We start from the raw sequence: 10,995 nt of genomic DNA, 5'->3' as shown, positions 1-10,995 counted from the left end.
TGTCATTAGTCCAAGAATTTTGCTTGGCGACCATAGCGATTTGGACCCACCTGATTCCATGCCGAACTCAGAAGTGAAACGAATTAGCGCCGATGGTAGTGTGGGGTTTCCCCATGTGAGAGTAGGACATCGCCAGGCTCATATTTAGCACCAAGCGCTAACCAATGCGGAGCGGTAGTTCAGTTGGTTAGAATACCGGCCTGTCACGCCGGGGGTCGCGGGTTCGAGTCCCGTCCGCTCCGCCACTTATTCTGAGAGTCGTCTCACTAAAAACGAACTGCAGGGGTGTAGCTCCAATTGGCAGAGCAGCGGATTCCAAATCCGCGTGTTGGGAGTTCGAATCTCTCCACCCCTGCCATATTCATTTGCATAGTTATGCAAAAAGAAACCCGCCCAGAAATGGGCGGGTTTTGTTGCGTTCAAAAACTGATTACAATGGGAGTGTAGATGTCATTACCTAGTAAGAGATGCCAAAAAATGGTTAACGGGAAACGTTGTAATCAGCCTGTTCACAAAGATGAACTTTGCGAAAAACACTACAAAGATAGAAGCTTAAATACGGTTGGTGGCTCAATTGTTGGTGCGGGTATTGCGGGCGCTTTTGCTTTAGGTCCTGTGGGCATTATTCTCGCCTCTATAGCGGGAGGTGTTGCCGGATGGAAGCTACTCAACGACGATGACGAGCAAAAGGAAGATTAATGGATTTACTTATTCTTCTATATTTATTGATTGTTGTAGCCGCTAGCACCATCTATCACTTGAAGGTGCAAAACTTAACAAAAAAAAGATGCGTGTATTTGATGTCTTTTTTGTTCTCTTTAAAAGCGCTTTTCTCGTTTGTCTATAATTGCGTATTCTACAAACAGCAGTTAATTGAGTTTTTGCCAGAAGAAACAATGATTGTATGTAGCCTTGCTCTGCTATATATATCATGGGTAACGTTAGAGCCATTATTACCCGCCAAGGTGCTTGGTAATAATTCTGAATTACTTGAGCAAGAAAGCCGCTAGAAATAGCGGCTTTTGTCTTTTCTGGATGGTTTATTTTTTACTGGCTAAGGCTTCAAGAATGGATAAACGCTTATCTTGTTTGTGCAGTAGAAGCAACACGGCAACGGTTAGCGGTGGAAACCCCATACTTGTTAAGCTCTGTAGTAGCTCTACGAACTCCATTACTCACCTTTCTTGCTATCGTCACGACTAATTGACGTAGCCGCAGCAATGCCGCCCACAACCGTTAGAATGGTTGTGACCGCGCCACCTGTCGCAATGTCACCAGACGCTAACGCCACGGTTAATAAGGCGGTTGTCACGCCTTCCCATGTTGACGCTTGTTTTAAGTAGTTAAATACCTTGTTCATTGTTCCCCCTGTCTCACGACGTTGGTTATTTGGTTATGCGTAGTAAGCGCGGTCTAGTTCAATGTGAGGACCATCTACAAAGCTTGACCAGTCACCACCCCAGATAATGGGATAACCTAGCTCACTGGCGGCTTGCTTAAAGGCTTGGCTAATGGCTGTGTAGTAATCCATTGTCCACGTAACACTGCCGTTTTCATCGTATGCCACAAAATCAATGGCGTGTCCCGTTTGATGTCGGCTTAGCTTTGTGTAGCCGTCTAGCGTAGATGCGCCTTGATGATAAAGCGCGTTTTGCTCTTCGGCTGTGCGGTTTCCCGCTGTAATGCCAAAGTCAAACGGGGATAACTCCAAGGCTCGACGAACTACAGCTTTTAGGTCGCTATGAACCCCAAGCATTCGCGCTTCACTTCGAGCCGATAACACCCACCCGCTAACGGTTGTGTCCACTTGTTTTTTAAACATCAGATACAGCCCCGCTATCAGTGCTATTGCTAGCATTAATGGTTTGTTCATGCTCGCTTAGCTCCTGCGAAATATAGACAATTTCACCGTTAACAATATCAATTTCATGAAAACGGTTAGGGTTTAAAATATCGGCTTTCACCTCTTCTTCGAAATTTGCGCGGTAAAACGCTAATAGGACGCTATGGCGTTCTGACGTACTCGAAATGATGGCTATTTGCCCCGCGCTATTTTTAAAAACGTGATACATGATTAAACCCCGTACGCTATTAAATTAAGAGTTGTACTTGCTACAGTGCTGTTTGAGCCTAGCTCAAATGTCACTTGGTTTGCCCCTTCGGGAATCATGATTAGTGATGACTCATAATTAGACTCAATATCTAGAGATCTGCCGTTGGTGTAGCTATCCTGATAAAAGCTAACTTTTATCACATCTAAAATACCGATTGGGATGCTCGGGCTATAGCTTGTCGCTTTTGCTACCGTGATAAATTTAATGCCTTTCTCTGGTAGCGATAGCGTGGTTTTAACGCCCTTTGAAACCGTGCCGATACGTTGATAGATGTCCACTATTTTCAGTGACCCGCCAGACGCTTGGTTTTTCGGTGTGTAGAGTGAAAATTGCATCAAACGAACTCCCCTACGTACGCGGTGCATGTGTCGCCACCGTCAAGTCGTAACTCATTTGTTACAGGAATGACCGCGTGCCCACCTGGTGAAATGGGGATTAGCTCGCCCACGGTGATATCTATCGGGTTACTAGCAGGGGCGAAGACAATAACCGCCTTACGGTTTGGGTTTTCTGGGATGTTCATTTGTCCATTTGAAAAGAAATGACCCAGATTATTGAGCGTTGAGCGTTCTTCTCTCACGTTGATCTGCTCTGGCATTTCAAGCGCAAAATCAGGCTGATTGAGAACCTCAACTTTCTGCACGTCTGGGAAATTAGCTACAGAAATATCATTCACCACCCGCGCGGCTACGACATCCTGAACACCCGAAACCACCACGGGCTTTTTGATTTCATCCACTGTCACCGCGCCCGACACGGACACCGCATCCGATTGAGCATTAATCGCAAGGTCAGTAATTTGATATTCCACCGTCACCGCGCCCCCGTGATGGTTGCTTAATTCCAACATGGTAAAGCCCTGCGTTGGAATAACATCATTTTTGCGGATTTCTACAGGCTCGTAAGTATCTGCGCGAAGCGTGACCGAATTGGTCGCATCTCGCATTAACAAATATCGAGCCGCAGCCGCCCGCAGGGATTCACCGGACTGTAGAGTGACTTTGATAATATTTTGCATTATTTACGTACCGCCATAACGATGACCAATAACATCACAACGCCCACACCCGCGCCCATGTAAATCATAAATTTACTGTCGAGCATGTCACTGGCTCCACTAGTTGCGTTACTTGCGTTCACTGAGTTAGCAAAGGACAAAGCCGCTTGGTTGGAGTTATCGACCGCTGCTAGTGCGTTATTGCCGAAGTTAATAGCGTCGCTAAAGACATTTTCACCAAAGCCGAACGCTTCATCTAATGCCGATTCCCCAAACTCAAACGCGCTATCAATCGCCCCGTGGTCAGTTTGTGTTAAATTGATATCCCCTTCATTGCCTGAAAGGATAATCCCGCTGTTATCACCACCCACGCCCACCGAATTACTTTTATTGGTGGTGTTGGTTGTGGTGGTGTTTGAACTACTGGACTGTGATTTACCGCCCATATTTCACCTTTTAAAAAATAATTCTAACGATGTGCTCGTTATCTTGGATAACCGCTACCGTGCGAGCGTTTTCACCCAGTTGATGACGGATGAAGCGCTCTGCGCCACGTCTGAAAAAGTGCGCCCGAATCGACGTTAGATTGAGCTGCTTTGCGTGGGCAATGGCGGCTCGCGTGCCGCTTTTCATTTCCCCCTGAAGAGCTACAACCACTAATTCCTGCGTGTCTGATTCAACGCGCAACATCATATAAGTGTCACCCGCACGGTAGCACTGCGCTTGATTAAGCCAACATTCCTGACACGCTCCCCATACGTAACCATTCAAAGCCGTTTCTATGTGCGGGAACGCCTCCAAAAAGGTTACTTTTTCAAGAACAGCCATAACCCAACCAACGCAGCCGCCAGAATTGCCCACGACGGGACACCGTTATTGCTGCCGAAATTGTACGTACCGCTAGTAAAGCCGCTGTTATTATGGGTCTCACTGGTGTTGGTGGTGTAAATGTCACCGGACGAGCCGCCCGTCATTCCACCGCCCGCACTCACGCCACCGCCCATACTGGCTAAAGAACTCAGCATTTAAGCCCCCTTAAAATAAAAACTTGAACGCTAAGAACAGACAGACCGCAGCAACCACCCATGACACCGCTTTTTGTGTGGCGGTGTACGCTCCGTAACCCAAGCCGATACCACCCGCACCGATTAAGAAAGGAATTGCAAAAGGCATTATTTACCCCCTCTTAGTAACAGGATTAGGATGATGACCAGTAGCGTACCGCCACCCGCCCACACCCACACTGGGACGCTTGTTGCGCCCCCTGTGGTGGTTTGCGGATACGTGTTACCCGTGTCATTCGCAGCGGGGGTCTGGGTGTTGTTGGCGGTACTAGAATCTACGGATGTCCAGTCGTTATAAATTCCCACTGCCGTATCGCTCAAATCGGACGCGGCATCAATTAAAGAATCCCACCAACTCATAATTAACTACCTGTCGCTAATAGCTCTGGTTTTTCGCAGTCTAGGTACTCGATATAGACATCAATCGAGCCTGTCGCGGCTGTGGTTTCCAGTGTGAAGATAAGCTGCTTATCGCGCACCGTTGGGAACATTTCGTTTTGAATGTAACCACGCATCACAAAATCGAGATGCGTCCATCCGTCTTGCCATGTGCGCTTGTTGCGCTTGGCGCGGAAGGCTTCGAGGAAACAGTCCGTTGCGTAGGCTTCATCGTCATCGCGTTTTATGTCGATGCGCTCAATGTGTGGCGTGTCGAAATGCATACGACGAACTGTGCGGTTAGGCACATTCGGCAAACTTGAAAATTGGTTTGTACCAATGGCGGGTGTTGGGATGTTCGCCACTTCCAAACGCGGTAAAAATACGCGCTGTGCTTGCGGCAAACCCAGCAGCGGATGCGCTGACAGGTAGATATTGTCAGGGTCGCCCGCCTCTTTTGCTGCAATAGATACTTCAATGTCGAAGCTTTCGCCGATTTGGGTCACCAAACCTGTCAGGTTTTGCCCGTCTTTCAGGCGCATAGATAAATCCGCAAACGGAATGACATACACGTAACCGTTTACCTCAATGTTTTGCGTTTGATCTAGCCCTTTGTATGCGTCTAGCATTTCAAAGATGCGAAGTGGCGCTTCATAGAACACCTTACCGTTTAGACGTGCTTTGAACGTTAAACGCTCCGCCGGAAGGTTTGAGCGAAGAAAAATATAGTCGTACGTGTCACCGCAAGGCAGGGACAGCGACGCTTTACCCTGATAACGAACACCATCAAAACTGGTGACCTCTACAGGGCGAATACCACGGTATTTATATGACATTAGAACCACCCCGAATCGCCGTTAACAGTATCAGATACTTTTTCCAGTGCTTTTGTGTTGTTGATGATGGCAATAATTACAATGGTAAATAATGCTGTAACAGCCATGGGAACCATAGTGGCTTTGTTGAATTTCACGAGTTAACGCTCCACGTTGTTGAAAGAGTGTTTACAGTGCTTTGAAAAGCGGGGAAGGGAAATAGAGTAAAACCTATAGGTTAAGGCTCTAACCTATAGGTTTAAAAGGCGGGTTTATTACGCCTTGGAGCAATCAAACGAGGCTTTTTTCACATTGCCAATGCCGTTTTTAATTAACACATATTCAGCAATGGGTTTTCCAACCGCGTCTTTATTGGCTTTAGCAGATTTAAGGTTAAGCAAAACGTTAAGATCAACCCCTTTCGCGTTGGCGATATATTCCGCATCCTTTGAACTGGCTAAAGCCCCAACCCACCAAGTATCGGACTGACTCACGACGGTTTTGGGTACCTCTTGGGTGCGTTGGAAAACGGTATGTACCACGATACCGAACTGGCGACCACCGCGTAAAAGCTCGCCCGCCTTGCCTTTAAGCTTGCCCGCTGTTTCCACGCAAGACGCTAATTCTTCAATCACGATATGAAAAGCAGGGCGACGACCATCACCCAACGCCCAAACCACGGAGCAGAAAAACTCCAGTTCATCTTCGCACGCTGACGACGGCACGTAGGCAATTTTAAATGGTGCGCCTTTCTTGCGAGCCGCAAACAAAGCGCGGATAAAGACTTGCTTTTGGCTACTGGTAAAGCTCAGCACCTTTTGTCCTTTGAATTTCCCGTCCGCATAGTTGCGGTACGGGTCAAAAAACGCCACTTGCGCCCCTTTTTTGGGTATCGTGTCCATAAGCTTAACTGCGGTGGTTTTCCCACTGCCTGTCGTGCCTATATAGGTTGTGTGCTCCGCATCCAGTGCCGGATTGGAGTTAATCGGGTTAGGCAGATTGAGCAATGGCTTGCTTGGCTTTTTCAAGTTCCGCCTCCTTTTGTTTAATGCGCTCAAATTGGGCGCGTTGCTTTTCGTGTTGTGCTTGTATCGCTTTTTGTGCGGTGGCCTTTTTGAGTTGCATCCAACTGGTGAACGCCAGACCACCGAACGCAATAGCAAAAACAATCTCTTCGCGGTACTTATCAAACCAACCTAGCCACGTTAACCCATGTTTTTCAATGAGCGGCTCTAACGCCTCTAAAACCCCATTTTTACTGGCTTCATCGTATTTGAACTCAATACCCGTTAAACCGCTAATCAGGTTTTCAGAGACAATAAAGGCAGTTTGAGCCATGCCCACCGCGGCTTTCGCGTCCTGTTTGGAGGTTTTGTCTTCCTCTGGTTGCTTTGTGGCTTCCTGTGCTTCCTGTGCGGCTTTGTCGGTTGCGTCAAGTTGCGCCAGCGCTGAATCAAACGACGCGCTGTCAAAATCAGCCAATAGGCTGTCAACGGTCAATTCTTCTGGCGCACTCTGGCTCTCAAGCTCGTTCATTTCTGGTTTAGTTTGCATTTGGGTTACTCCGAGGGAAAAAGTTAATTAAGGTGAATATCAAAACAAGGGCAGCCGCACCGCCCAAATAAAGCCGCGTCTTGCTTAACGTCACTTTGGGCTTGTCAGTGTTGCTTGTGGGGATGCGCTCCACTTGAGGCGTGATTTCTTCTGGTTTCGAAACGGTTAAGGGCTTCACCTCTTCCACTTCTGAAACCATAGTGTTACTCGCTTCAAGCGGTGGTAGTTGACTTGCGTCGTCAACCAGTGCCGCGCTAATGCGCTCCTGTGCGTTTTTTGGCTGACACGTACCGCAACTCGGGCAGACATAGTAATATCGCCCCGTATTGCGCTTGTTTTTGGGTGGTTCGCCTTGCTCTAGTAGCTTCGCTTCCCCCACGATGTGAACCGTTGAGGGTTCACTACAGGAAAAGCAGCGGATATAACCGTGTTTTGGGTTTTTACTCATGGCATAACCCCGCCAGTAACGTGATTTTTACTGCTTCACGGATGACCGCACTCACCTCCTGATATTCAATACCCAAAGCCTGAATCTTGTTCACATGCAGCATTGCCGCTGCGCTCGATGCAAGCTGCCGAATCTCGATTTCTATTTCTTCGGCTCGTTTTACTTTTTCCAGTAACTCGTACTTGGTCACAATGGTTTACTCCTGTCTCACGACGTTGGTTAATAGGGTGCCCCTGATTCACATCGTTGGCGTGTTTTAGGTGGCGTTAAGTTGTCCATTTCTCAGACTTAACGTCGTAAATTTATCTATTGGGATTTTTGCCCCCTGCAAAAGTGGCTTGATAAGACATTGAACCCCTTTAACGCTCCATCCGGTCGCGTCCATCAATGCCTTTTCGAGCACAGAGATGGGCTTTTCTTCGGGGTGGTTACACTTATTTTCAGTGCTCCAAGGAGAGACGCTCCGCGCCTCTTGCAAACGCTTCACGTCTTTTTTACGCACTAAGCTGTAGTTGGTTGCTGCCGTCTCGATGATTTTATCGAGCCATTGGATACCAATAACTTTTTTCGTGGTTTCACCGTATTTATTGAGTTTTTCTTCATAGGCTAAGCTTTCATGCCCTGCCAAGGTACAAAACGCATTCCAGCGGGATTTATCCGCAGCATGACGCAAGGCTTCAAGCTCACTATCAAAGGCAGTGTCTTTTTTACTGGCGCGTCTTAGTTGTCGCCACAGCCCAACGCTTTTAGAGCCGGACTGGGAAAACTGCTTAATTCTGTGCGTGGAAGCCCAAGCGCGGACACGCTCGGCATTGCGCTCGGCTTCGGTTTCGGGCATGTGCGCCCCGTTGATGTTTTTGGAAATGTATTTGACGATGTAACCCGTTGCTGTACCTTGGGATGGATCGCAATCTTTTGCTAGAAAACGGGCTTGTCGTGCGTCTGGCGTATTCAGTTCGTCGCGGTCTTCATTACAGGCAATAGAGCGACAAATCTCAACCAGTTGCGCTTTTTGGCTTGGGTCAACATACAGAAACATGTGCGCATGGGGCGTGCCGTCTTTGTGCGGCTCGGCTACCCGTAACCCAAACCATTCAATATCTAATTTCTTGAACCATGCACGGGCTAATTTCCATTGCTCCATGAGGTTTTGATGCGCCTCCTTGACGGTGCAGCCGTTCCACTTGTGCGAGTTGCGGTGATACTTTGACGGAAGCGTCCAGTTAAGAAATACGCCTACAAAGCCCAAATCAATCGCCCTTCCTTCATCCCCACGACTACGCACCACTAACTCAACGCGTCGGTTTTCTTGGTTTGAGGTGGTGCGCTTAACGATGTCGGACAAATCAAAGGCGGTGCCTGTTTCAGGGTCAAACGCTGCCATAGTATCTAGCCATTCTTTCGCCTCGGCTTGCTTACGCCTCCAACGAGTAAACGAACGGGTAGAAATGTATTTCATTTGCCCTTTTTTCTTGCCCACTCGACCAAGGGCGATTTGTGAATATTCAATGTACTGGGTGCGCAGGTATTTAAACTTGCGCACCAAATACGCAGCATCCAGACAGCGACGAATAGCGATTTCTAACTCTCGCTCAGCGTCAGCTACATATTTGTGTTTTTTCTTAATGCTTGGCGGCTTAATGAAATAGGGCTTCATTAAATCACCAATCATAAGAAATACCGAATGCAACGCGTTTAAGTAACCGCGCTCAGTATCAACAATCTGTGTATCTTGAATCAGTGTGGTAAAGCCCATTACTAAATGTCGGGCTATGAGTTCTATTTGTTCATCACTCATTAGAGCGTGATGATCAAACGAAACAGGCTCTAACACTTCATGAGTGAGATGCGGTTTTAAGTGCGGGTTTGAGCGTTCAAGCGGCTGTCTGTAATTCGCTACGTGTCGTTCATCCACAAAAGGAAACTTGTTTTCAATCACCGGTGCAAATTTCAGGGCGTGGCTCACCGTTGAATTGATGAACCGCTCCATGTTGGGTTTGGTGGCGTTCTTGCGCTTTAGGCGTTTGGCTATTTGGTATTCTACGTCCTCACGAACGATAAAGGGCAAACGTCGGATAAAATGGCGTGAAAAGCTTGTGCCATTGTCAAACACGTATTGTTTGGCGGTATCTTTTAGATTCTGAGTGAAGAGTGCGCCTTGAGAATCCGCTTGCTCCATCGCAGCAACCAAAATAGGGCGCGCATCAAAAACAGACCTAACGGATATTAGGTCTTTTTGACGGACTTTGCGCTTAATACGTGCGCTAATGACGGATGCGTTATTCACGTAAAGCACGCCCCATTGCTGCAAAACAAATCCTGTTGTTGGTCGTGCCCTGTAAAGTCCACCTCAGAAAGAGGTATGCCTTTTTGATGAAGCCACAAGTGGGGATTTTCTCTTTGTATTTCACGTTCAAAAGCACAAGCGGTCTGAAAGGTTTCTGGTTGGTTGATTTTCATATCTAACCATTCGTGATTTTTGCGGTTAGGGCACATCCAACACGACGAGCGGGGCGGGGTAGGTAAACCGTATTTTTCAACATAGCGAATGCAATCATGGCGCGTCATGCGCAAATCAATCAAAGGGTAGCGGTTTTGCCACTTGCCGATAGGTGTACGAACTCGACGTAATTCGTCGACGGTAAACCCAATCCATGAATCTACCCCGTTTTTGACTTGCTCTGGGTAATGGTTATTTAAGAATTTGCGGGTGACTTCGGTTTTCCACTTACCCGAACAAAAACCCGGCTGTTTGTTGCAGTCCCCGTTGTCCTTGCGCCCGTTCCACTCAGTGAAAAAACCCGGAAAGGTTATGCCTTTCTTGTCGTATAAATCCCAATGAGTCCAGTCAGATTTCTTAGCAATGTGGTATTTAACCCCCATGTCATCACAAAGGGGTTGAATGTGCTTTTTCTGGTACTCAAACACGTTTGGCATTTCGCGTTCAGTGTCTGCCATAATGATTAAATCAGGCTTAGGCAAAATCCCCGCATGAATTAAGCAGATGATTGCATTTGATTGAGTGCCGCCACCGGACGACAGAACATTAAAGCGTTCACGGTTGGGTTTAAATTTCATACATCACCTTCATTACTCGTATCACCCCAAGGCTCAATGCAGCCGCTAGCCGTACAGGTGTAATTCATGGGTTTAGGTTCACGCTTAACGCGCTTTTTAATACCGTGTTTCTCTCTAAGTTTTGATATTAAAAAATGCGCTCGCTCGGTTTTTTTAGGGTCGAAATCCTCAAGCCCTGCCATTGTTAAACAAGGTTTGTGGATTGGGTCAGTGATGGGTAAATCAGTGATGGATTTACCCTCCTTAAAAATCACGTCCATAAGCATTAACGCGGTAACGGGCGGCGTTTGTGACTACCAAGCTTAACAGGGTGTAAGCTTGCCGCTTCACGAAATCCCATGCGCTTTAGATGTTCCAAGCGTCGATTTACATCAACATAATGAATCATGGGTTTTCTAAGTGAGGCTGCAACTCTTGTGAGAAGGGCAAGTTTTCTATACTCCGAACCATCAAAGCCCTTTAGTGTTTCGTACGCAGCCCAATAGCCACAGGCTCCCCCCTCGCGCACTGCTGACCTTAATTTTTTATAGATGGCTTTCATCTTTAA

Annotated in this window: 23 protein-coding genes, 2 tRNA genes and 1 rRNA gene; 5 read left to right on the top strand and 21 right to left on the bottom strand. The window is 47.3% G+C overall.

What is annotated here, in order from left to right:
• Window positions 1-22: 22 nt before the first annotated feature.
• From rrf to ACK5MF_RS04180, 5 genes are all read left to right on the top strand, one after another.
• Window positions 23-138 (top strand): 5S ribosomal RNA (gene rrf, locus ACK5MF_RS04200).
• 30 nt (window positions 139-168) lie between these two features.
• Window positions 169-245 (top strand) — tRNA-Asp (locus ACK5MF_RS04195).
• Between the two features lie 36 nt (window positions 246-281).
• Window positions 282-358, top strand: a tRNA-Trp gene (locus ACK5MF_RS04190).
• Window positions 359-447: 89 nt separating this feature from the next.
• A complete protein-coding gene (locus ACK5MF_RS04185; RefSeq protein ID WP_416919660.1) occupies window positions 448-699 on the top strand; it encodes a hypothetical protein in 252 nt (83 codons plus the stop codon).
• Complete coding sequence (locus ACK5MF_RS04180; RefSeq protein ID WP_416919658.1) at window positions 699-1,010, top strand: hypothetical protein; 312 nt, start codon at window positions 699-701, stop codon at window positions 1,008-1,010. Before ACK5MF_RS04185 ends, ACK5MF_RS04180 begins: the two co-directional genes overlap by 1 nt.
• Window positions 1,011-1,040: 30 nt before the next feature.
• Here ACK5MF_RS04180 and ACK5MF_RS04175 read toward each other — a convergent pair whose 3' ends face one another.
• The 21 genes from ACK5MF_RS04175 to ACK5MF_RS04075 all read right to left on the bottom strand — a co-directional run bounded on the left by ACK5MF_RS04175 (window position 1,041) and on the right by ACK5MF_RS04075 (window position 10,989).
• A complete protein-coding gene (locus ACK5MF_RS04175) occupies window positions 1,041-1,172 on the bottom strand; it encodes a hypothetical protein (RefSeq protein WP_416919657.1) in 132 nt (43 codons plus the stop codon).
• Entirely contained in the window at window positions 1,172-1,360 is a 189-nt protein-coding gene (locus ACK5MF_RS04170; protein WP_416919655.1) for a hypothetical protein, read from the bottom strand. Before ACK5MF_RS04170 ends, ACK5MF_RS04175 begins: the two co-directional genes overlap by 1 nt.
• 33 nt (window positions 1,361-1,393) lie before the next feature.
• Entirely contained in the window at window positions 1,394-1,822 is a 429-nt protein-coding gene (locus ACK5MF_RS04165; RefSeq protein WP_416919662.1) for a M15 family metallopeptidase, read from the bottom strand.
• Window positions 1,815-2,072, bottom strand: a complete 258-nt coding sequence (locus ACK5MF_RS04160) for a hypothetical protein (protein WP_416919653.1) — start codon at window positions 2,070-2,072, stop codon at window positions 1,815-1,817. Before ACK5MF_RS04160 ends, ACK5MF_RS04165 begins: the two co-directional genes overlap by 8 nt.
• A 2-nt stretch (window positions 2,073-2,074) precedes the next feature.
• On the bottom strand, window positions 2,075-2,449 hold the full coding sequence (locus ACK5MF_RS04155) for a hypothetical protein (RefSeq protein WP_416919651.1): 375 nt from the start codon (window positions 2,447-2,449) through the stop codon (window positions 2,075-2,077).
• On the bottom strand, window positions 2,449-3,066 hold the full coding sequence (locus ACK5MF_RS04150) for a hypothetical protein (protein WP_416919650.1): 618 nt from the start codon (window positions 3,064-3,066) through the stop codon (window positions 2,449-2,451). Before ACK5MF_RS04150 ends, ACK5MF_RS04155 begins: the two co-directional genes overlap by 1 nt.
• Window positions 3,067-3,131: 65 nt before the next feature.
• Window positions 3,132-3,557: a hypothetical protein gene (locus ACK5MF_RS04145; RefSeq protein WP_416919648.1), complete on the bottom strand. Its 426-nt coding sequence runs from the start codon at window positions 3,555-3,557 to the stop codon at window positions 3,132-3,134.
• A 10-nt stretch (window positions 3,558-3,567) separates the two neighbouring features.
• The gene (locus ACK5MF_RS04140) at window positions 3,568-3,939 is read right to left on the bottom strand and encodes a hypothetical protein (RefSeq protein WP_416919646.1); all 372 of its coding nucleotides are present in this window, start codon (window positions 3,937-3,939) and stop codon (window positions 3,568-3,570) included.
• The gene (locus ACK5MF_RS04135; protein ID WP_416919644.1) at window positions 3,918-4,136 is read right to left on the bottom strand and encodes a hypothetical protein; all 219 of its coding nucleotides are present in this window, start codon (window positions 4,134-4,136) and stop codon (window positions 3,918-3,920) included. The genes ACK5MF_RS04140 and ACK5MF_RS04135 overlap by 22 nt, the downstream gene beginning before the upstream one ends.
• Window positions 4,137-4,146: 10 nt before the next feature.
• A complete protein-coding gene (locus ACK5MF_RS04130; protein WP_416919642.1) occupies window positions 4,147-4,284 on the bottom strand; it encodes a hypothetical protein in 138 nt (45 codons plus the stop codon).
• On the bottom strand, window positions 4,284-4,535 hold the full coding sequence (locus ACK5MF_RS04125) for a hypothetical protein (RefSeq protein ID WP_416919640.1): 252 nt from the start codon (window positions 4,533-4,535) through the stop codon (window positions 4,284-4,286). Before ACK5MF_RS04125 ends, ACK5MF_RS04130 begins: the two co-directional genes overlap by 1 nt.
• 2 nt (window positions 4,536-4,537) lie before the next feature.
• Complete coding sequence (locus ACK5MF_RS04120) at window positions 4,538-5,389, bottom strand: major capsid protein P2 (RefSeq protein ID WP_416919638.1); 852 nt, start codon at window positions 5,387-5,389, stop codon at window positions 4,538-4,540.
• On the bottom strand, window positions 5,389-5,526 hold the full coding sequence (locus tag ACK5MF_RS04115; RefSeq protein WP_416919636.1) for a hypothetical protein: 138 nt from the start codon (window positions 5,524-5,526) through the stop codon (window positions 5,389-5,391). Before ACK5MF_RS04115 ends, ACK5MF_RS04120 begins: the two co-directional genes overlap by 1 nt.
• 117 nt (window positions 5,527-5,643) lie before the next feature.
• Window positions 5,644-6,396: a hypothetical protein gene (locus ACK5MF_RS04110; protein WP_416919634.1), complete on the bottom strand. Its 753-nt coding sequence runs from the start codon at window positions 6,394-6,396 to the stop codon at window positions 5,644-5,646.
• A complete protein-coding gene (locus ACK5MF_RS04105) occupies window positions 6,359-6,922 on the bottom strand; it encodes a hypothetical protein (protein ID WP_416919632.1) in 564 nt (187 codons plus the stop codon). Before ACK5MF_RS04105 ends, ACK5MF_RS04110 begins: the two co-directional genes overlap by 38 nt.
• Window positions 6,912-7,370, bottom strand: coding sequence for a hypothetical protein (locus ACK5MF_RS04100; protein ID WP_416919630.1), 459 nt, complete (start codon window positions 7,368-7,370; stop codon window positions 6,912-6,914). The genes ACK5MF_RS04105 and ACK5MF_RS04100 overlap by 11 nt, the downstream gene beginning before the upstream one ends.
• A complete protein-coding gene (locus ACK5MF_RS04095) occupies window positions 7,363-7,560 on the bottom strand; it encodes a hypothetical protein (protein WP_416919628.1) in 198 nt (65 codons plus the stop codon). The genes ACK5MF_RS04100 and ACK5MF_RS04095 overlap by 8 nt, the downstream gene beginning before the upstream one ends.
• A 66-nt stretch (window positions 7,561-7,626) precedes the next feature.
• The gene (locus ACK5MF_RS04090) at window positions 7,627-9,657 is read right to left on the bottom strand and encodes a replication endonuclease (RefSeq protein WP_416919627.1); all 2,031 of its coding nucleotides are present in this window, start codon (window positions 9,655-9,657) and stop codon (window positions 7,627-7,629) included.
• Window positions 9,654-10,448: a hypothetical protein gene (locus ACK5MF_RS04085; protein WP_416919625.1), complete on the bottom strand. Its 795-nt coding sequence runs from the start codon at window positions 10,446-10,448 to the stop codon at window positions 9,654-9,656. Before ACK5MF_RS04085 ends, ACK5MF_RS04090 begins: the two co-directional genes overlap by 4 nt.
• Window positions 10,445-10,708, bottom strand: coding sequence for a hypothetical protein (locus ACK5MF_RS04080; RefSeq protein ID WP_416919623.1), 264 nt, complete (start codon window positions 10,706-10,708; stop codon window positions 10,445-10,447). Before ACK5MF_RS04080 ends, ACK5MF_RS04085 begins: the two co-directional genes overlap by 4 nt.
• Before the next feature lie 5 nt (window positions 10,709-10,713).
• Window positions 10,714-10,989, bottom strand: a complete 276-nt coding sequence (locus tag ACK5MF_RS04075; protein WP_416919621.1) for a hypothetical protein — start codon at window positions 10,987-10,989, stop codon at window positions 10,714-10,716.
• Window positions 10,990-10,995: the final 6 nt, after the last annotated feature.

This window comes from Vibrio sp. (assembly GCF_047973365.1).
GTDB lineage: Bacteria > Pseudomonadota > Gammaproteobacteria > Enterobacterales > Vibrionaceae > Vibrio.
The sequence above is the reverse complement of the archived record's forward strand: the minus strand, read 5'-3'. Positions and strand labels throughout refer to the sequence as shown.